This window comes from Pseudomonas sp. DW-iso3 (genome assembly GCF_058725305.1).
This window is the reverse complement of the sequence record NZ_JBZXDZ010000006.1, coordinates 433,326-452,942: the sequence shown is the minus strand read 5'-3', so window position 1 is coordinate 452,942 and position 19,617 is coordinate 433,326. Positions and strand designations below refer to the sequence as shown.

The 19,617-nt window shown below is 61.2% G+C and carries 17 protein-coding genes; 3 read left to right on the top strand and 14 right to left on the bottom strand.

Features of this window, described 5'->3' with window-relative positions; all coding sequences use genetic code 11:
* Positions 1-62 precede the first annotated feature (62 nt).
* Both AC4PS7_RS19920 and AC4PS7_RS19915 read left to right on the top strand, forming a co-directional pair.
* Positions 63-1,088 (top strand): iron ABC transporter substrate-binding protein, encoded by a 1,026-nt coding sequence (locus tag AC4PS7_RS19920; RefSeq protein WP_492179708.1) that lies wholly within the window; start codon positions 63-65, stop codon positions 1,086-1,088.
* Positions 1,088-2,653, top strand: a complete 1,566-nt coding sequence (locus tag AC4PS7_RS19915; RefSeq protein WP_492179707.1) for an ABC transporter permease — start codon at positions 1,088-1,090, stop codon at positions 2,651-2,653. The genes AC4PS7_RS19920 and AC4PS7_RS19915 overlap by 1 nt, the downstream gene beginning before the upstream one ends.
* 93 nt (positions 2,654-2,746) lie before the next feature.
* On the opposite strand, the gene AC4PS7_RS19910 is transcribed toward AC4PS7_RS19915, so the two are convergent.
* From AC4PS7_RS19910 to AC4PS7_RS19855, 12 genes are all read right to left on the bottom strand, one after another.
* Positions 2,747-4,681 (bottom strand): methyl-accepting chemotaxis protein, encoded by a 1,935-nt coding sequence (locus AC4PS7_RS19910; RefSeq protein WP_010213604.1) that lies wholly within the window; start codon positions 4,679-4,681, stop codon positions 2,747-2,749.
* Between the two features lie 139 nt (positions 4,682-4,820).
* Positions 4,821-6,110, bottom strand: coding sequence for an adenylosuccinate synthase (locus AC4PS7_RS19905; protein ID WP_010213605.1), 1,290 nt, complete (start codon positions 6,108-6,110; stop codon positions 4,821-4,823).
* A 54-nt stretch (positions 6,111-6,164) separates the two neighbouring features.
* Positions 6,165-7,352 (bottom strand): ATP phosphoribosyltransferase regulatory subunit, encoded by a 1,188-nt coding sequence (locus tag AC4PS7_RS19900; RefSeq protein ID WP_010213606.1) that lies wholly within the window; start codon positions 7,350-7,352, stop codon positions 6,165-6,167.
* A 294-nt stretch (positions 7,353-7,646) separates the two neighbouring features.
* A complete protein-coding gene (hflC, locus tag AC4PS7_RS19895; protein WP_010213607.1) occupies positions 7,647-8,513 on the bottom strand; it encodes a protease modulator HflC in 867 nt (288 codons plus the stop codon).
* Positions 8,513-9,688, bottom strand: a complete 1,176-nt coding sequence (gene hflK, locus AC4PS7_RS19890) for an FtsH protease activity modulator HflK (RefSeq protein WP_010213608.1) — start codon at positions 9,686-9,688, stop codon at positions 8,513-8,515. Before hflK ends, hflC begins: the two co-directional genes overlap by 1 nt.
* A gap of 96 nt (positions 9,689-9,784) precedes the next feature.
* A complete protein-coding gene (gene hflX, locus AC4PS7_RS19885; RefSeq protein ID WP_010213610.1) occupies positions 9,785-11,086 on the bottom strand; it encodes a ribosome rescue GTPase HflX in 1,302 nt (433 codons plus the stop codon).
* Between the two features lie 12 nt (positions 11,087-11,098).
* Positions 11,099-11,359 (bottom strand): RNA chaperone Hfq, encoded by a 261-nt coding sequence (gene hfq, locus AC4PS7_RS19880; protein WP_003171355.1) that lies wholly within the window; start codon positions 11,357-11,359, stop codon positions 11,099-11,101.
* Positions 11,360-11,454: 95 nt separating this feature from the next.
* Positions 11,455-12,426 carry a tRNA (adenosine(37)-N6)-dimethylallyltransferase MiaA gene (gene miaA, locus AC4PS7_RS19875; protein ID WP_492179706.1) on the bottom strand — a complete coding sequence of 324 codons (972 nt, stop codon included), beginning with the start codon at positions 12,424-12,426 and terminating at the stop codon, positions 11,455-11,457.
* Complete coding sequence (gene mutL, locus AC4PS7_RS19870) at positions 12,426-14,342, bottom strand: DNA mismatch repair endonuclease MutL (protein ID WP_010213614.1); 1,917 nt, start codon at positions 14,340-14,342, stop codon at positions 12,426-12,428. The genes miaA and mutL overlap by 1 nt, the downstream gene beginning before the upstream one ends.
* Entirely contained in the window at positions 14,342-15,763 is a 1,422-nt protein-coding gene (locus tag AC4PS7_RS19865) for an N-acetylmuramoyl-L-alanine amidase (RefSeq protein WP_010213615.1), read from the bottom strand. The genes mutL and AC4PS7_RS19865 overlap by 1 nt, the downstream gene beginning before the upstream one ends.
* A gap of 15 nt (positions 15,764-15,778) precedes the next feature.
* Entirely contained in the window at positions 15,779-16,249 is a 471-nt protein-coding gene (tsaE, locus tag AC4PS7_RS19860) for a tRNA (adenosine(37)-N6)-threonylcarbamoyltransferase complex ATPase subunit type 1 TsaE (RefSeq protein ID WP_010213616.1), read from the bottom strand.
* Entirely contained in the window at positions 16,237-17,097 is an 861-nt protein-coding gene (locus AC4PS7_RS19855) for an NAD(P)H-hydrate dehydratase (RefSeq protein ID WP_047544060.1), read from the bottom strand. Before AC4PS7_RS19855 ends, tsaE begins: the two co-directional genes overlap by 13 nt.
* Before the next feature lie 63 nt (positions 17,098-17,160).
* Between AC4PS7_RS19855 and queG the strand changes: the two genes are divergently transcribed.
* Positions 17,161-18,225, top strand: a complete 1,065-nt coding sequence (gene queG / locus AC4PS7_RS19850) for a tRNA epoxyqueuosine(34) reductase QueG (RefSeq protein WP_010213618.1) — start codon at positions 17,161-17,163, stop codon at positions 18,223-18,225.
* Here queG and AC4PS7_RS19845 read toward each other — a convergent pair.
* Entirely contained in the window at positions 18,222-18,839 is a 618-nt protein-coding gene (locus AC4PS7_RS19845; protein WP_174555606.1) for a trimeric intracellular cation channel family protein, read from the bottom strand. The two genes, queG and AC4PS7_RS19845, sit on opposite strands and share 4 nt — an antisense overlap.
* Before the next feature lie 191 nt (positions 18,840-19,030).
* A complete protein-coding gene (gene orn, locus AC4PS7_RS19840; protein ID WP_010213620.1) occupies positions 19,031-19,573 on the bottom strand; it encodes an oligoribonuclease in 543 nt (180 codons plus the stop codon).
* Positions 19,574-19,617: the final 44 nt, after the last annotated feature.

Below are 19,617 nucleotides of genomic sequence, written 5' to 3'. Positions count from 1 at the left end.
CTGAGAAGCTTTATCGTTTATCCTTGCAATGATTTGTTGCACATAAGCGAGGAAAACTTCGGATGACCATCCGCGATACCCGTCTCAAGACATCTCTTCTGCGTGGCCTGACCCTCACTCTGCTCGGCCTGACCCTGCTCTCGCCCACCGCTTATTCCGCCGACAAGGTTTCCCTGACCTTGTACAACGGCCAGCACAAAGAAGTCGGCGATGAACTCGCCAAAGCCTTCGAGGCCAAGACCGGCATTCATGTCAACGTACGCAAGGGCAGCAGTAATCAGCTCGCCAGCCAGGTCGTTGAAGAAGGCGACCGCTCGCCTGCCGACGTGATCTACACCGAAGAATCGCCACCGCTGAACAAACTCGGCGAGCAAGGCCTGCTGGCGAAAATCGACGCCAGCACCCTCGATGTATTACCCAAGGACTATGTCGGCGCCAATGGCGACTGGATGGGCGTGACCGCGCGCACTCGCGTTGTGGCCTTCAACCCGAAACTGATCGCTGAAAAAGACCTGCCGAAATCGGTCCTGGATTTCGCCGGCCCCGAATGGCAAGGCAAGGTCGGCTTCGTGCCCACCAGCGGCGCTTTCCAGGAACAGGCCGTGGCGATTATCAAGCTGCACGGTCGTGAAGCCGCCGAAGAATGGCTGACCGGCCTGCGCGCCTTCGGCAAGGTGTACAGCAACAACATGGTCGCCCTCAAAGCTGTTGAAAATGGCGAAGTGACTACCGTGCTGGTGAACAACTACTACTGGTTCGCCCTGAAAAAAGAAAAAACCAACCTGGATTCCCAACTGCATTACTTCACCAATGGCGATGCTGGTGGCTTGATCACTGTGTCTTCGGCGGCGGCGCTGAAGTCCAGCAAGCATCCCAAGGAAGCCCAGCAACTGCTGGCATTCATGGCCAGCGAAGAAGGCCAGCGCGTGATCACCAACACCTCGGCCGAGTACCCTCTGCGCAAAGGCATGGAATCCAACCGCGGCCTCAAGCCTTTCAGCGAGCTGCAACCGCCGAAAGTCACCCCTGCCGACCTGGGCAACGCCGAAGAAGCCCTGGACCTGGAACGTGACGTTGGCTTGAACTGATGAACCCATCGCTACCCGCCCCCGCCCTGCGCGGGGGTTTCAGCCCAAGGCCCAAGCGACCGTCGATCTGGCTGTTGTTGCCGGTGCTGTTTTTGGTCGGCTTGAGCCTGCTGCCGCTGGCCTATGTCGGGCTCAAAGCCTGGCAGGCCGGCTGGGCGGAAGCGGTACACCTGCTATGGCGGCCGTATGTGTTCGGGTTGCTGCGCAACACCTTGGCGTTGATGGTCGGGGTGACGGTCACGTGCGCCGTAATCGGCCTGTCCCTGGCCTGGCTGCTGGAGCGTAGCAACCTGCCAGGGCGACGCATCTGGGGCGTGATCCTGTGCCTGCCATTCGCGGTACCGGCGTTTGTCAGCAGCTTCACCTGGGTGTCGCTGAGCGCGAGTTTCGAAGGGCTCGGCGGCGCCATCCTGGTGATGAGCCTGTCGAAATATCCGCTGGTTTTTCTGCCGGTGGCAGCGACCCTGCGCAATCTTGACCCCTCCCTGGAGGAGTCGGCCCGCACCCTGGGGCTGAATCGCTGGGGCGTGTTCTTTCGCATCACATTGCCGCTGCTGTGGCCGTCGCTACTGGCCGGGGCATTATTGATTGCACTGCATATGCTGGTGGAGTTCGGCGCGCTGTCGATCATCGGCTTGCAAACTTTTACCACCGCGATCTACCAGCAGTTCGAACTGGAATTCAGCAATGCCAACGCCGCGATGCTCTCGGCGGTGCTGTTGGTGATGTGCCTGACGCTGCTATGGCTGGAATTGCGGGTCCGCGGCAAGGGCCGGCATGTGCGTATCGGTCAGGGCGCGGCGCGGCATGCGGAGCAGGTTCGACTGGGTCAGTGGGCACCCTTGGGCCAGGTGTATTGCCTGGCGTTGGCGATCATCGGCAGCGGGATTCCGCTGGGGATGCTCGGTTACTGGTTGGAAGTAGGATCTTCCGCAGCATTCCCGGTGGCGGAGATCGGCGAGGCGTTGCTGTCCTCATTGGCGCTGTCCCTGGCAGGCGCCGCGCTGTGCCTGGTATTGGCCGTACCGGTCGGGTTGCTGGTGGTGCGCTACAAGGGCCGGCTGGCGATCTGGGCCGAACGCCTACCGTACCTCCTGCACGCCCTGCCAGGCCTGGTGATTGCACTGACCCTGGTGTATTTCGCCCTGCACTATGTGCCGGCGCTGTACCAGACCTCCGCGCTGTTGCTGATTGCTTATGCGCTGCTGTTCTTGCCGCTGGCCCAGGCGCCGATTCGCACAGCGCTGAACAAGGCTGCGCCGCAGCTTGAAGACGCTGCGCGCACGCTGGGCGCCTCGTCGTTCAGTGCATTTTGCCGGGTGACCTTGCCGATTATCTTCCCGGCGCTCGGCGCAGCATTTGCACTGGTATTCCTGGATGCAATGAAAGAACTGACGGCGACGCTGCTGCTCAGTCCGACCGGGCTCAATACCCTGGCGACGGCGGTGTGGGCGCACACCTCGAATGTGGAATTCGCGGCGGCGGCGCCCTATGCAGCACTGTTGATCCTGGTGTCCGGGTTGCCGGTGTATGTGCTCACGACGCGGATATACCTGAGCCGCTGAGACCGCTATCGCGGGCAAGCCCGACTCCCACCTTTGGAATGCATTCCAAGGTGGGAGCTGGACTTGCCCGCGATGACGCCGTAACAGGCGACGCTAGGCCCGGAATTGCCCCAGGCTCGCCTTCAACTGCGCTGCCAATCCATCCAGCACCTTGCCACTGGCGGTGGTCTCCTGCACCGCCTGGGCGGCACGTTCGGCCTGGGCATGGATGACCTCGACCCGACCACGCACCGCATGGGCACCCTGGGCCTGGTGCTCTGCCGCACGCGTCGCCAAGCCTATCGCGGCATGCACCTGCTCCACCGAAGCCTGCACCGTCTGCTGCAGGCGCACGCTGTCGCGCAGTACCAGCAAACCTTCACTGGCCTGGCGCCCAGCCTTGCCGATGGTGTCCACCGCCTCCCGCGCGCCCTGCTGCAACGCCACAATATGCGCCTGGATATCGCCCGTGGAGCTTTGTGTCTTGCTCGCCAACGCCCGCACTTCGTCCGCCACCACGGCAAAGCCGCGTCCGGTTTCACCGGCACGCGCCGCTTCGATTGCCGCATTGAGCGCCAGCAGGTTGGTTTGCTCGGCGATACCATGAATCACGGTCAACACCACCTCGATCTGCTCGCTTTGCTGGGCCAGCCGCTCGATCACCTGGGACCCCGCCTGTACCTGGCCCGCCAACGCTTCGATCAGGCTGCCGACCTCGGCTGAAGTGCGCGAGTTCTCATCGGTCGCCTGGCGAATATCCACGACCTGCTGCAACGCCGCCTGCATCGCATGGCTTTCGGCCTGTGCCTCGTCGGCCATCTGCGACAGTGCGCGCAAGCTCTCAGCCACTTCATCGCGCTGCAAGCCGGCCGCTGCATCAGCACCGGCATTGCGCAAGGTCATGGCACCGATTTCCACACCCGTACGCTGGGCCACATCCCCGGCTTCGCGCACGATGGGCTGCAACTTATCCACAAAGCGATTGACCGCCGAGGCCATGTCGCCGATTTCGTCCTTGCTGCTGATTTGCACGCGCTTGGTGAGGTCGCCCTCGCCCGCAGCCAAATCATCCATGGCCGCGATCAGCAACTTCAGGCGATTGACTACCCGGCGCCCCAGCACGATGGCGATCAACAGCAATACGCCCAAACCGACCAGCGCGAGCCCCATGCCGATACGCCAGCGCAAGGTGCCAGCAGCGTCCTGGACGGCGCCGGTGGTATTGGCGGTCATCTGGGTTGCAGTGGCCTGTGCGGATTGCAGACGGGCGCCCATGGCGGCAGCGCTATCAGCCGCCGCGCCCTTGAGACTGTCGCCCACCAGCTGGTCACCACTGGCGATCAGTGCGGCGAAACGCTTATCCAGCGCCACCAAGTCAGCCTCCACCGCGGCAGTGGAAACCCCCATGCGCACCTTGCCGATCTCCACGCCATTGGGGCTGATGGACGCTTCGACATAAAACACAGAAGGGTCGTCTTTCGCCGCGTTCAACACTTTATCCAAGGCGCGGTCACCCTTGCCCTTTTCCAACAGCGCCTGGTTGATAGGGTTTTCACGATTGAGGTAGCGGGTCAAATGCTCACCCGCCGCGTCGTCATACACTACGAACAGCACGTTGGGATTGCGCTGGGCACGCCGGGCGAACTCCGACAGCGTCGGCACGTCGCTGTCCCACATGGCACGCGGCGCCACCGAGGCCAGCAGCTGCGCCATGTCATTGGCGGAGTCCTGCAGGTCTTTTTCCAGGGTCGCACGCAGCTGCTTCTGCTCTTCCTGCAGGCGGGTTGAAAGCCCCGCGGTCAGACGCTGACGGGTACTGGTCGACAAGCTGTCCAGGCTGGATGTGACTTCTTTACCAGCCTGGGCCAGCTCAGCCGACAGTTTCTGGCTGTCGATACCCAGGCGATTGCCCAGATCAGCCTCCAGCGCCGTGACCGTGCTGCGTGTGAGAGCAACCGCTACCAGCACTTGCACCAAAAGAGCGATACCTAGGGTAACGAACACCGGCCGCAACAGACGGCTTTGTAACAATGAGAGAACGGCAGACATCGGGAATCCCTCGACCACGGGTGCCATTAATTTGATAGCACCGCGAAAGAGAGAACCGAAGCAAAGGTCGTGCCGCCCGAACGACAGAAACGACAAAGGGCTCCCCGAGGAGCCCTTTGCTTTTTACATCAACAGCTTATTAAGCGAACGGGTGACGCAGAACGATGGTTTCGTTGCGGTCCGGACCTGTCGAAATAATGTCGATCGGTGCGCCGATCAGCTCTTCAACACGCTTGATGTAGGCACGGGCGTTCGCTGGCAGTTCTTCCAGGGTTTTGGCACCCACGGTCGATTCGGTCCAGCCCGGCACTTCTTCGTACACAGGCTGCAGGCCTACGTAGCTGTCAGCGTCAGTCGGGGCCACATCTTTACCTTCTGCGTCTTTGTAGCCGATGCAGATGTTGATGGTTTCCAGACCGTCGAGCACGTCCAGCTTGGTCAGGCAGATGCCCGAGATGCTGTTCACATCGATAGCGCGACGCAGGATAACCGCGTCGAACCAGCCGCAACGACGAGCACGGCCGGTGGTCGCGCCGAATTCGTGACCTTGCTTGGCCAGGTGCGCACCGACTTCGTCGAACAGCTCAGTCGGGAACGGGCCCGAACCTACGCGAGTGGTGTAAGCCTTGGTGATGCCCAGGATGTAGTCCAGGAACATCGGGCCAACACCCGAACCGGTCGCAACGCCACCCGCAGTGGTGTTGGAGCTGGTCACGTACGGGTAGGTACCGTGGTCGATGTCCAGCAGCGAACCTTGGGCACCTTCGAACATGATGTCTTTGCCAGCGCGACGCAGGTCGTGCAGCTCGGCGGTCACGTCCAGCATCAGCGGCTTGAGCAGCTCAGCGTATTCCTTGCACTCGGCCAGGGTCTTTTCGAACTCGATGGCTGGCTCTTTGTAGTACCCCACCAGCATGAAGTTGTGGTAATCCACCAGTTCACGCAGCTTGTCTTCAAAGCGCGGCATGTTGAGCAGGTCGCCCACACGCAGGCCACGACGTGCAACCTTGTCTTCGTAGGCCGGGCCGATGCCGCGACCGGTCGTACCGATCTTCAGCTCGCCACGGGCCTTTTCACGGGCCTGGTCCAGCGCAACATGGAAGGACAGGATCAGCGGGCAAGACGGGCTGATACGCAGGCGCTCACGCACCGGTACGCCTTTCTCTTCCAGCTTGGTGATCTCACGCAGCAGGGCGTCAGGTGCAACCACGACGCCGTTGCCGATCAGGCACTGCACGCCTTCGCGCAGTACACCCGACGGGATCAGGTGCAAGACGGTTTTTTCGCCATCGATGACCAGGGTGTGGCCAGCGTTGTGACCACCTTGGTAGCGCACTACGGCGGCAGCATGTTCGGTCAGCAGATCAACGATCTTGCCTTTGCCCTCATCACCCCATTGGGTGCCCAGGACTACGACATTCTTACCCATAACACTTGTCCTCATTCGCGCAAACTTGGTGCCGGCGATGGCCGGCAGGAAAACTCAAGAAGCCAGTGGCGATACTTGCCAAAGCCCGTTCTGCAGAATCAATTGCCGGTCGCAGTCCGCTTCACGGGCGGCGGCCAATGGTTGCCCAGGCAAAGCCTGGACGACACGCTGACCCTCACTGCGCAACTGGCAAACCTGCTGCCAGAGTGCTGCGTCCGTACTGTCGGGCATCCAAATGCCACCAGACGGTAGCTCGACCTCAGCACGCCCCAGGGTCACCAGGGTTTTCAAATCGGTGGAGAAACCAGTGGCCGGACGCGCCCGACCGAAGTCGGCGCCGATATCGTCATAACGACCACCTTGGGCGATGGCCTGGCCAACACCCGGTACAAATACCGCGAACACCACACCGGTGTGGTAGTGGTAGCCGCGCAACTCACCCAGATCAAAGTACAGCGGCAGCTCCGGGAAGCGCGCCGACAACTGCTCGGCAATCGCCAGCACGTCGTCCAGCGCAGCCAGTACCGGCGCCGGCGCGTTGGCCAGGCGCTGACGCGCGGCGACCAGCACTTCACGGCCGCCGCACAGGTTGACCAATGCACGCAGCATGTCAGCCAGATCGGCAGGCACACCGGCGGTCAGGGCGATCACTTCATCGATGGCCTTGCGTTGTAAGGCATCGAAGAGCTGCTGTTCCACTTCACCGGACAAACCAGCCGCACGGGCCAGGCCACGGTAGATACCCACGTGTCCCAGGTCCATGTGAACATCCGGCACATCGGCCAATTGCAGCATGGCCAGCATCAAGCTGATCACTTCAACATCGCTGCTCGGGCTGGCATCGCCGTACAACTCGGCGCCCAGCTGGATCGGGCTCCGGGACGACGACAACGCACGCGGCTGTGCATGCAGCACGCTGCCGGCATAGCAAAGACGGCTCGGACCTTCGCGGCGCAGGGTATGCGCATCGATACGCGCCACTTGCGGCGTGATGTCGGCACGGAAACCCATTTGCCGGCCCGACTGCGGGTCGATGACCTTGAAGGTGCGCAGATCCAGGTCCTGGCCCGCGCCGGTCAGCAGGGATTCCAGGTACTCGATATGGGGGGTCACGACAAACTCGTAACCCCAGCTCTGGAACAGATCCAACACCTGGCGACGCGCTACTTCAATGCGCGCAGCTTCTGGTGGCAGTACTTCTTCGATGCCATCTGGCAGCAGCCAGCGGTCTACCGTTGCCATTACGCCATTCCCCTTTGATCCGGGCGGCCAGCCCTCGGCCGAGCCTTGAGTGAAGCAGAAAACACCCGCCCCCTGCATAAACCACGCGCAAGAGCGACGTGACGAACGGCCTGTAATCGGCCTCGTCGGGCACTTTCCTCGAAAAACCTGTCACGCCTGCCGAATCAAACATGCAGACGCAAAAAAGCCGGGAATTTCCCGGCTGCCGCATCATACACCCGTTTTCTGAAAGGATCACCCCGCCAGGCGTTTTAGCCGCCCGACGGAGATGACACCTACAGAATCACAGGCTGGTTACTTGGACTTTTCCAGGTAGCGGAAGAAGTCGCTGCTTGGGTCCAGCACCATGACGTCGGTTTTGTTCGCGAAGCTTTCACGGTAGGCGCGAAGGCTACGGTAGAACGCGTAGAACTCCTGGTCCTGTCCGTAGGCCTTGGCGTAGATCGCCGCCGCTTGAGCATCGCCATCACCACGGGCCTCTTCAGACTCGCGATAGGCTTCGGCCAGCAGGACACGGCGCTGACGGTCGGCATCCGCTCGGATGCCTTCTGCCAACTCGTTACCCTTGGCGCGGTGCTCACGGGCTTCGCGCTCACGCTCGGTGCTCATCCGCTCGAACACGCTGCGGTTCACTTCCTTCGGCAGGTCGATAGCCTTGACCCGGACATCAACCACTTCGATGCCCAGCTCTTTTTCCGCCATCGTGTTCAGCGAACGGGTGATGTCAGCCATCAGCGCATCACGCTCACCGGAAACCACCTCATGCAGGGTGCGCTTACCAAACTGGTCACGCAGGCCCGACTCCAGACGGCGCGACAAACGCTCGTCGGCAATCTGCTTGAGGCCGGAGGTCGCAGTGTAGAAGCGCTCGGCATCCTTGACGCGCCACTTGGCGTAAGCGTCAACCATCACGGCTTTCTTTTCCAGGGTCAGGAAGCGCTGTGTCGGTGCATCCAGGGTCATCAGGCGGGCGTCGAACTTGCGCACCTGGTTGACGTAGGGGACTTTCACATGCAGGCCCGGCTGGACATCCGCCTGGACCACGCGACCGAATTGCAGCAGCACCGCACGCTCGGTCTGAGCCACGATGTAGAAGCAGTTCCAGGCAGCGATGACCACGACGACGCCCACAATCAGGGCGGTCAGCGATTTATTGCTCATCAACGACTCTCCCTGGTACGTGTTTGCTGTTGCAGCAAGTCAGCGGCCGCACGGGCGCTCGCTTCGTTGGCAGCGGCAGTGGAACCGGTGGACGGTGCGCTGGTGCTGCTACGACCACCTTCGATCATCTTGTCCAGCGGCAGGTACAGCAGGTTGTTCTGCCCACCTTTGCTGCCGGTCACGAGAACCTTGCTGGTGTTGCTGAAGACTTCCTGCATGGTGTCCAGGTACAGACGCTCACGCGTGACTTCTGGCGCCTTGCGGTACTCGGCGACCAACTTGGTAAAGCGATCCGCCTCACCCTTGGCACGAGAGACCACTTCGTCGCGATAACCGTTGGCGTCCTCGAGGATGCGCTGGGCCTGACCACGGGCTTCCGGCACGACGCCGTTGGCGTAGGTTTCAGCCTGGTTGCGCGAGCGCTGCTCGTCTTCACGGGCACGGATCACGTCATCGAAGGCTTCCTGTACTTCGCGCGGTGCGGCTGCGCTCTGTACGTTCACCTGGGTGACGGTAATACCGGTGCGATAGGTATCGAGGAACCGTTGCAGGCGCTCCTTGATCTCGCTGGCCATCAATTCACGCCCTTCGGTCAGCACCTGGTCCATCGCGGTAGAACCGACGACATGGCGCAGGGCACTTTCGGTAGCGTGTTGCAGGCTGATTTCCGGCTGATCAACGTTCAGCACGAAGTCCTGCAGGTTGCTGATCTTGTACTGCACGGTCAGCGGCACTTCGACGATGTTCTCGTCTTCGGTCAGCATCTGGCCCTGCTTGGTGTAGGCACGCTCACGCGTGACGTTTTCCATGTACTTCTTGTCGATCGGCGGGAAATAGATGTTCAGGCCAGGGCCGACAGTCTCGTAGTATTTGCCGAAGCGCAGCACCACGGCTTGCTCCTGCTCGTCCACCACGTAGACGGCGCTGTACAGCCATACGGCCGCCAGCACGACAAGACCCAGGCCCAGCAGGCCATAGCCGCCGCCCTTGCTTGTGCGACCACCGTCGTCACCACCCCGTTTTTTTCCACCACCGAACAACCCATTCAGGCTTTCCTGCAGCTTTCGGAAGGCCTCGTCGAGATCTGGTGGCCCCTTGCGGTCGCCATTATTGCGGCGTTTACCACCCCAAGGATCCTGATTATTCGAGTTGCCACCCGGCTCATTCCAAGCCATAGCGCTCTCCATCTGATAAAGCAAAGACGCACCCACGGCGCGCCGACCAATGCTACAGAATGCCTGCCACCGCGGCACAACCGCTTTAGGAGGCTTTTATTGCAAAGTGTGTTGTTCGATGAACTCTGCCGGTACAACGCCTTCACGGCTGACCAGCCGATTCAGCTCCGAGCGCGGCAATCGAACGGCCAGCAAGCTGACACCTTCTTCGTCGTGTTCTTCTTTCTGCACCGCACCCAGCTCGAAAAACTGTGCACGCAGTCGAGCAAAACGCTGGGGCAAGCGCAAGGTGCCGACGAACAAATCGCTGCCGAGCAACTCGGCAATGGCTTGTTCAAGCAACTCAAGACCACTGCCATCACGCGCCGACAGCCAGACCCGCTGGGGCTTGCCGTTCTCATCGCGCTGGATTTGTGGCTCAACGCCTTCAAGCAAATCGAGTTTGTTATAGACCTCGAGGATCGGCAAGTCCTGGGCACCGATCTCGCCCAGTACCAGCATCACCTGTTCAATCTGCAACATGCGATCCGGTTCGGCCGCATCGATCACGTGCAACAGCAGGTCGGAGTTGCTCGACTCTTCGAGCGTAGACCGAAATGCCTCGACCAGCTTGTGCGGCAAGTGACGAATGAAACCTACGGTGTCGGCCAGGACAATCGGCCCCAGGTCGTCCAGATCCAGACGACGCAAGGTCGGGTCGAGGGTGGCGAACAGTTGGTCGGCCGCGTACACGTCCGATTTCGTCACGTTATTGAAGAGTGTGGATTTGCCGGCGTTGGTATAGCCCACCAGCGACACGGTCGGGATATCCGCACGGGAACGACCCCGTCGTGATTGCTCACGCTGGCTGCGTACCTTCTCCAGGCGACCCTTGATCTGGCGCAGGCGAACCCGCAACAGGCGTCGGTCGGTTTCGAGCTGGGTTTCACCCGGACCACGCATGCCGATGCCGCCACCTTGACGCTCAAGGTGAGTCCAGCCGCGGACCAGGCGGGTGCTCATGTGATCAAGCTGGGCCAGTTCGACCTGGAGCTTGCCTTCATGGGTACGGGCGCGCTGGGCGAAAATATCGAGAATCAGACCGGTACGGTCGATCACGCGACACTCGAAGACACGTTCGAGGTTACGTTCCTGACTGGGCGTGAGGACGTGATTGAAGATCACCAGATCGGCTTCTTCGGCGTGCACCAGGTCGCGCAGTTCCTCGACCTTGCCGCTGCCAATCAGGAATTTGGCGGTTGGCCGATGACGCGGTACGTTAAAAAACGCAACGGTCTCGGCGCCGGCCGAATTTGCCAACTCCTGAAACTCCTGCGGATCTTCGCGCGCCTCAGGGTCCTGTCCATCCAAGTGAACGAGGATTACTCGCTCACCACCACCGTGGCGCTCAAAGAACAAAGGAGACTCCTATCAGGCGTTACCTGGCTCAGCGTCAGCTGCATCATCACCTGCTGCGCTAGGCAGACGGATTGGACGAACTGGAACGACTGTCGAGATAGCGTGCTTGTAGACCATCTGGCTGACGGTGTTCTTCAGCAGGATCACGAACTGGTCGAACGACTCGATCGTGCCCTGCAGCTTGATACCGTTGACCAGGTAGATGGAAACCCCCACTTTCTCTTTACGTAAAGTATTCAAGTAAGGGTCTTGTAGCGAATGCCCTTTTGACATGTGCCGCACTCCTTTAAGGATCAATAATAAAAAAATCGGAAAATAGATAGCTTATGGCCGTCACACCCCCAAGGATAGACGGCAATTGCAGGGACTCAGCTCAATATGGAGACCGTTCCCAAGTATTTCAAGGCGCGTGACAGATTGTCGCTGTCCAGACTGTCCAGCCAGTGCAAATCGCTCCAGCTGCGCAACCAGGTGAACTGGCGTTTCGCCAATTGGCGCGTGGCAATGATGCCGCGTTCCTGCATTTCGGCTGACGTCAGCTTGCCATCCAGATGATCCCAGACTTGACGGTAGCCTACAGCACGTATCGAAGGTAACCCTGGGTGCAGGTCACCTCTGGAACGCAGAGCTACGACCTCGTCCACAAACCCCTGTTCCAACATAATTGTGAATCTTTGTGCAATTCGTTCATGCAGCACCTGGCGATTTGCCGGAGCGATGGCCAGATTCGCCACAGTATAGGGCAATTGTGATGCGCCAGATGCGCCTGCGTCAGCACTTTGCGCACTTTGTTTCAGCCGGTGTTCAGTCATGGTCTGCCCGCTGACACGCCAGACCTCCAAGGCGCGAGTGAGGCGCTGGGGGTCATTGGGGTGAATGCGCGCGGCAGATATTGGGTCTACCGACGCCAACTGGTCGTGCAAGGCTTGCCAGCCAAGGCGTGCAGCCTCTTCTTCCAGTTCGGCGCGCACCTGGGCGTCGGCCGGCGGCATGTCCGCCAGGCCCTCCTGCAAAGCCTTGTAATAGAGCATCGTGCCGCCCACCAGCAGCGGAATATTGCCTCGCGCGGTGATGTCAGCCATGGCAGCCAGGGCGTCTGTGCAAAAATCCGCGGCCGAATAGCTCTCTGACGGGTCGATGATGTCGATCAACTGATGCGGATACTGGGCCAGCAGCGCTTTTGATGGCTTGGCGGTGCCGATGTCCATGTCCCGGTAAACCAGGGCCGAGTCGACACTGATCAGCTCGCACGGCAGCACCTTGGTCAGCTCGATGGCCAGGTCGGTCTTGCCGGCGGCCGTGGGGCCCATCAGGAAGATCGCGGGGGGCAAGGCACTCATCAACGGCCGCGCAGGAAGAGTTTGTCCAGATCGTCCAGGCCCATCTGGGTCCAGGTCGGTCGGCCATGGTTGCATTGCCCGCTGCGTTCGGTGTTTTCCATGTCGCGCAGCAGGCCGTTCATTTCCGGCAAGGCCAGGCGGCGATTGGCGCGAATGGCACCGTGGCAGGCCATGGTGCCGAGCAGTTCGTTGATGTGGGCCTGGATGCGGTCACTGGTGCCGTATTCCATCAGGTCAGCCAGTACGTCGGCCACCAGCCGGTTGGCCTCGGCCTGCTTGAGCAGCGCAGGAATCTGGCGGATGGCCAGGGTTTCCGGGCCCAGGCGCTGCAGTTCGAAGCCCAGCTTCTGGAACACGCTGTGGTGCTCTTCGGCACAATCGGCCTCGCGCTGGCTGACTGCCAGCGACTCCGGCACCAGCAGCGGCTGGCCGCTGAGGCCTTCGCTGGCCATGGCAATCTTGAGGCGTTCGTACATGATCCGCTCGTGGGCGGCGTGCATGTCCACCAGCACCAGGCCATGGGCGTTTTCCGCCAGGATGTAGATGCCCTTGAGCTGCGCCAACGCGTAGCCCAACGGCGGGATATCTCCACCGCCTTCCGGCAGGGCAACCGGCGCGCCCGGTTCAGCACCCGGCAGCGGCGCGAAAAACTCGCGGTAAGCAGCCTGGGCCTCAGCCACCGGCACCGCCGACTGTGGACGCGGAGTGTATTGGTATTGATAACCCGAGCCGGCGCCGGCATTCGGCGCGGTATAGGACGGTTGCGACTGCGGCGATTGCAACAGGTTGGCCGCCAGGCTCATTTCGCCCTGGGGGCCAAACTCACCGGCTTGCGGGCCACTTGGGCGGACCACGGCCGTCACAATGGGCGCGGCCAATTGATCGTCCGGACGCACATCACCCAGGGTGCGGTGCAGGGTGCCATAGAGGAAGTCGTGCACCATGCGTCCATCACGGAAGCGCACTTCGTGCTTGGTGGGGTGCACGTTAACGTCCACCACCGACGGGTCGACCTCAAAAAACAGCACAAACGTTGGGTGCCGCCCGTTGAACAGCACATCGCGATAGGCCTGGCGCACCGCGTGGGCCACCAGTTTGTCGCGCACCGCACGGCCATTCACAAAGAAATACTGCAAGTCCGCCTGGCTGCGGGAGAAGGTCGGCAAGCCGACCCAGCCCCACAGGCGCAGGCCATTGCGTTCGATTTCAATCGGCAGCGCCTGCTCCAGGAACCCCGGCCCGCAGATCGCCGACACACGGCGAGCGCGCGCGGCGTCATCGTGGGCTTCGTGCAAACTGAGGATGGTCTTGCCGTTATGACGCAAGTGAAACGCCACGTCGAAGCGGGCCAAGGCCAGGCGCTTGATGACTTCCTGCAGGTGATCGAATTCGGTTTTTTCGGCCTTGAGGAATTTACGCCGCGCCGGGGTGTTGAAGAACAGGTCGCGCACTTCCACCGAAGTACCGACGGGATGGGCTGCCGGCTGGACCCGAGGTGCCATGTCGCGACCTTCGGTTTCCACTTGCCAGGCCTGCTCGGCGCTGCGAGTGCGAGACGTCAGGGTCAGGCGCGCCACAGAGCTGATAGAGGCCAGGGCCTCACCGCGAAAGCCCAGGCTCATCACCCGTTCCAGGTCTTCCAGGTCGCGAATCTTGCTGGTGGCGTGACGCGCCAAGGCCAGCGGCAAGTCATCGGAAGAAATGCCGCTGCCATCATCACGCACCCGCAGCAGCTTGACGCCGCCCTGCTCCACGTCGACATCAATGCGCTTGGCGCCGGAGTCGATGCTGTTTTCCAGCAGCTCCTTGATCACCGATGCCGGACGCTCCACAACCTCGCCCGCCGCAATCTGGTTGGCAAGACGTGGGCTGAGCAGTTCGATGCGTGAGCCGTTGTCCAGAATGGATTCGCTCATTACTGTGCCGCCAATTCAGTGCCAGGGATGGTCAACACCTGGCCGACTTTCAATTCATCCGTCTTCAGGTTGTTGGCGCTGCGCAAGGTAGCGGCCGACACCTGGAAACGCACGGCCAGCATGGCCAGGGTGTCGCCGGGCTGCACGCGATGGTCACGCGGGCCCTGAGCGATTTTCCCGGAGTCACGCAGCCAGGCGATATAGGTGCCCGGTGGCGGATTCTGCTGGAAGAACTGGCGAACACCGGCGCTGATGGAACGCGCCAGCGCCTGCTGGTGGCTGCCGGTCGCCAGTTTCGAGGCTTCGTTGGAATTGGAGATAAAGCCGGTTTCCACCAGGATCGAGGGGATGTCCGGCGATTTCAGCACCATGAAGCCCGCTTGCTCTACGCGCTGTTTGTGCAGCGGCGTAACGCGGCCGATATTGCTCAGGACCTTCTGGCCGACGTTCAGGCTGGACGTCAGCGAAGCGGTCATCGACAGGTCGAGCAACACACCGGCGAGCATTTTGTCCTTGTCATCGAGTGATACGTTGCCGGCTCCGCCGATCAGGTCGGAACGGTTTTCACTGTCGGCCAGCCAACGCGCGGTCTCGGAGGTAGCGCCGCGATCCGACAGGGCAAACACCGAGGCGCCAAAGGCTGCGGCCGAAGGCGCAGCGTCGGCATGGATCGACACGAACAGGTCGGCGCCCTTCTTACGGGCGATTTCGGTACGGCCGCGCAATGGAATGAAGTAGTCGCCGGTACGGGTCAGCTCGGCGCGGTAGCCTTTCATCGCATTGATCTGACGCTGCAGTTCACGGGCAATCGCCAGTACCACGTCTTTTTCATGCTGACCGCGTGAACCGGAGGCACCCGGATCCTCACCACCGTGACCAGCATCGATCACCACGATAATGTCGCGCTTGCCGGCCGGAGCCGGTGGTGGCGGAGGCAGCTTGACCTGCGGTTGCGACGGATTGACCGGAACCGCCGGGACAGTCGCAACACTCGGGGGCGGTGCAGGTGGCGGGTTGGCATCGGCGGCATTGTCGAACAGGTCGACCACCAGTCGGTTGCCGTACTGGGCGTTAGGCGCCAGGGAGAAGCTTTTCGGGGTCACGACCTTTTTCAGGTCGATCACCACGCGCAGGTCGGTCGGTGTCCGTTGGGCCGAGCGCATGGCGGTAATCGGGGTATTGGCGGTGGACACTTTCAACGGCGCGGCCAGGGTCGCGCCGTTGATGTCGATCACCAGGCGATCGGGCGCCGTCAGGGTAAAGACGCTGTGCTGGACCGGCCCAGACAGGTCGAACACCAGTCGCGTGTTATCCGGCGCTCGCCACAGGCGCACACTTTTTACCTGTGAAGCAGCCAGAGCATTGACAGTCATTGCCGCAAGCAACACCCCCACGACAGCAACCAACGCGCGAAAGCGCATACCTAACCCCACCAATTATTTGAATTCCAATGCCAAAGCGGCGCACCACGACTGGCCGCGCGCGCTCTGGGGCAACAACTTCAACTGACGCCCGTGCTCATGCGGCGTAATGGTAATGGTCATGTCAGGCTTTGGCAAAAAGCCTGTGCCTTTATCTGGCCACTCAATCAGGCACAACGCATCGTCATCGAAGTAATCCCGGATCCCCATGTATTCCAACTCTTCGGGGTCCACCAGACGATAGAGGTCAAAGTGGAAGGCGCGCACCGCACCGATTTCGTAGGGTTCGACCAGGGTGAACGTAGGGCTTTTTACTGCCCCAGTGTGGCCCAACCCGCGGATAATCCCTCGGGACAACGTGGTCTTGCCCGCCCCCAAGTTGCCTTCCAGAAAGATCAGCCCTGTCCCTGCCGTCACCTGCGCAAGGCGTTGCCCGAACGCAACGGTGGCCTCTTCATCGGCCAGGAAAAGGATTACTTCAGACACGGCGACTGCTCCTCCAACAATTGACGAATGGCAGGTATCAAGTCGCTGGCAGCCAAGCCACGACCAAAGGTGCCCTGGCGATCGCCCGCCGTGGCGTGCAACCAAACCGCCAGACAGCTTGCCTCATAGGCCTGCATGCCCTGGGCCAGCAACGCGCCCACCAGGCCGGCCAGGACATCGCCCAGCCCTGCAGTTGCCATCGCCGGATGACCTTGTTCACACCGTGAAACACGTCCGTCCGGGCTGGCAATCAAACTGCCAGCCCCCTTGAGGATAGCCACTGCATTGAATGTCTGGCTCAACGCGCGCGCCACCTTAAGGCGATCGGCCTGAACCTCGGCTATCGAAATGCCCAACAACCGCGCGGCCTCCCCCGGATGCGGGGTGATCACGCAGTTGGCCGGCAAGCTGACGCTGCCGCTGGCGAGTTGGTTCAAGGCGTCGGCGTCCCAGACTTGCGGTTGCTTGGCGTTGGCGGCCACAGACAGCAGGCTTTTGCCCCAGGACGCGTCTCCAAGGCCAGGCCCGATCACAATGACCGAGATTTTTTCCAGCAGGCCCATCAGTTGGTTGGCTGAGCTCACACCCACCGTCATGACTTCCGGCAAGCGAGCCAAAGCAGCTGGCACGTGCTCCAGGCGCGTTGCCAGGGACACCATGCCCGCGCCACTGCGCAAGGCACTTTCTGCGCTCAGCAAGGCTGCGCCACCAAAGCCGCGGTCGCCACCTATGACCAACAGGTGGCCAAACCGGCCTTTATGGTCGTCCGGGGAGCGCGCCGCCAGCTGCGGCAAATGGCCGTGCAAGAGGGACTGTACGTCGGTTATTGCGTGTTTTGTCTGCGGCATGCGTCTTCGAGCTCCGATGTCTGGCAGAATTATACCTATCTAACCTGCGGTTTCCCTTGTCTCATGCCTGCCATCACCACCGATCTGCCCGCCCTCGCCCAATCGATCAAAGACTGGGGCCGCGAACTGGGCTTTCAACAAGTCGGCATCAGCGGCCTGGACCTCGCCGAGCATGAGCAGCACCTGCAACGCTGGCTCGACGCGGGCTACCACGGCGAGATGGAGTACATGGGCGCCCATGGCAGCAAACGCTCTCATCCCGATGAACTGGTGCCCGGTACCTTGCGCGTGGTGTCGCTGCGCATGGATTACCTACCGGGCGATACACAAATGGCCCAATTACTGGCCAAGCCGGAAAAAGCCTACATCTCGCGTTACGCCCTGGGCCGCGACTATCACAAGCTGATCCGCAAGCGCGTGCAGCAACTGGCTGACCGCATCCAGGCGCAGATCGGCCCTTTCGGTTTCCGCGCCTTTGTCGACAGCGCGCCAGTGCTGGAAAAAGCCATCGCCGAAAAAGCCGGGCTGGGCTGGATCGGTAAAAACACCCTGGTACTCAATCGCAAGGCGGGCAGTTACTTCTTCCTCAGCGAACTGTTTGTCGACTTGCCGCTGCCGATCGACGCGCCCCACAGCACTGAACACTGCGGCCGCTGCACTGCTTGCCTGGACATCTGCCCCACCAATGCCTTCGTCGGTCCCTATGTGTTGGACGCGCGACGCTGCATTTCCTACCTGACCATCGAGCTCAAACACGCGATTCCCGAGGACCTGCGCCCACTGATCGGCAACCGCGTGTTCGGCTGCGATGACTGTCAGATCGTGTGCCCGTGGAATCGTTTCGCCCGCGCTACCGGCGAAAGCGATTTCAAGCCACGCCACAATCTGGATAACGCAGAACTGGCCGAGTTGTTTATGTGGGACGAGGATAAATTCCTCAGCAGCACCGAAGGCTCACCGCTGCGTCGTGCCGGCTACGAGCGCTGGCTGCGCAATCTCGCGGTGGGCCTGGGCAATGCGCCGTCGAGCATTCCAGTGCTGGAGGCTTTGAAGGCACGCCGGGATTACCCGTCGGAACTGGTGCGCGAACACGTGGAATGGGCACTGAACCAGCACGCCAGCCGCTAGTGCACATCGTCGTTGTAGACGAACTTGGGCATTTCCCAGTGAAAACGGATCGCCAGCAGGCGCAGTAGAAAGCCGCTGAACAGGGTCAGCAGGATCGCTTGCTCGCTGGGCAGCTCCAGATAAAGGCACAGCATATAAAACCAGGCGGCGAGGAACGACACACTGGCGTACAGCTCGCGGCGAAAGATCAGCGGGATGTCGTTGCAGAAGATGTCGCGCAGGATGCCGCCGAAGACCCCGGTGATCACCCCGCTGACCGATGCCACCAGCATGCCGTGGCCCATTTCCAGCGCAGTCATGCAACCGATCAGGGTGAAGGCCACCAGGCCAACGGCGTCCAGCGCCAGGAACAGCGAGCGCAGGCGGCGCATCAGCGGTGCGATAAAGATCGTCACCAGTGCGGCAATGGAGGTCAGCACCAGGTATTCCGGGTGCTTGACCCAGGTCAGCGGGTAGTGCCCAAGCAGCACATCACGCACCGAACCGCCACCCAACGCCGTCACACACGCGATCAGCACCACGCCGAACCAGTCCATGCCACGCCGTCCGGCCGACAGCGCGCCGGTCATGGCTTCGGCGGTGATGGCGATGAGGTAGAGCATCAGCAGCATGATGGCGATCCTTGCATTGAGGCCGGCAGTCTAATCATTTGCTGATGGCACCAAAAGAGGGCGCTTGGCGAAAGACCGCGTCGACCCTACCGCAGGCGAGCCAGCTCCCCCATTTGTTCCGCGCGCGTCGTGACAAAACGGTCAAGCGTGGGAGCTGGCTTGCCTGCGATGGCGCCGGGCCAGGCGCCACATCTTCAGGCCTTGATGAAATGCTTGCGGTAATGCTGCAGCTCGGCAATCGACTCGCGAATATCATCCAGCGCCAAGTGCGTGCTGCCTTTATGGAAGCTGTCTTTGACTTCCGGCGCCCAGCGCGCGGCCAATTCCTTAAGCGTGGACACATCCAGGTTGCGGTAGTGGAAGTAGCTTTCCAGCGCCTTCATATGCGTATAAAGGAAGCGACGATCCTGGCAGATGCTGTTGCCGCAGATCGGCGACTTGCCCTTGGGCACCCACTTTTCCAGGAAGGCGATGGTCTCGGCTTCTGCTTCGGCCATGCTGATACGGCTGTCGCGCACGCGCTGGGTCAGGCCGGAGTTGCCATGAGTGCGGGTATTCCACTCGTCCATGGTGGCGAGGACGGCGTCGCTGTGGTGGATGGCAATCACCGGCCCTTCGGCCAAGGTGTTGAGGTTGCTGTCGGTGACAATCGTCGCCATTTCGATGATGACGTCGGTGTCAGGGTTCAGACCGGTCATTTCCAGATCGATCCAAATCAGGTTCTGTGGGTTTTGCATGGCTTGATTCTCTTGGCACCTTGGCTTAGCTGCGCAGTTTAGCA

Excerpts from the sequence above, each read along its gene's own strand:
- AC4PS7_RS19920 (WP_492179708.1), top strand. The coding sequence starts at position 63 with ATGACCATCCGCGATACCCGTCTCAAGACATCTCTTCTGCGTGGCCTG.
- AC4PS7_RS19915 (WP_492179707.1), top strand. The coding sequence starts at position 1,088 with ATGAACCCATCGCTACCCGCCCCCGCCCTGCGCGGGGGTTTCAGCCCA.
- AC4PS7_RS19910 (WP_010213604.1), bottom strand. The coding sequence starts at position 4,681 with ATGTCTGCCGTTCTCTCATTGTTACAAAGCCGTCTGTTGCGGCCGGTG.
- AC4PS7_RS19905 (WP_010213605.1), bottom strand. The coding sequence starts at position 6,110 with ATGGGTAAGAATGTCGTAGTCCTGGGCACCCAATGGGGTGATGAGGGC.
- AC4PS7_RS19900 (WP_010213606.1), bottom strand. The coding sequence starts at position 7,352 with ATGGCAACGGTAGACCGCTGGCTGCTGCCAGATGGCATCGAAGAAGTA.
- hflC (WP_010213607.1), bottom strand. The coding sequence starts at position 8,513 with ATGAGCAATAAATCGCTGACCGCCCTGATTGTGGGCGTCGTCGTGGTC.
- hflK (WP_010213608.1), bottom strand. The coding sequence starts at position 9,688 with ATGGCTTGGAATGAGCCGGGTGGCAACTCGAATAATCAGGATCCTTGG.
- hfq (WP_003171355.1), bottom strand. The coding sequence starts at position 11,359 with ATGTCAAAAGGGCATTCGCTACAAGACCCTTACTTGAATACTTTACGT.
- miaA (WP_492179706.1), bottom strand. The coding sequence starts at position 12,426 with ATGAGTGCCTTGCCCCCCGCGATCTTCCTGATGGGCCCCACGGCCGCC.
- mutL (WP_010213614.1), bottom strand. The coding sequence starts at position 14,342 with ATGAGCGAATCCATTCTGGACAACGGCTCACGCATCGAACTGCTCAGC.
- AC4PS7_RS19865 (WP_010213615.1), bottom strand. The coding sequence starts at position 15,763 with ATGCGCTTTCGCGCGTTGGTTGCTGTCGTGGGGGTGTTGCTTGCGGCA.
- AC4PS7_RS19855 (WP_047544060.1), bottom strand. The coding sequence starts at position 17,097 with ATGCCGCAGACAAAACACGCAATAACCGACGTACAGTCCCTCTTGCAC.
- queG (WP_010213618.1), top strand. The coding sequence starts at position 17,161 with ATGCCTGCCATCACCACCGATCTGCCCGCCCTCGCCCAATCGATCAAA.
- orn (WP_010213620.1), bottom strand. The coding sequence starts at position 19,573 with ATGCAAAACCCACAGAACCTGATTTGGATCGATCTGGAAATGACCGGT.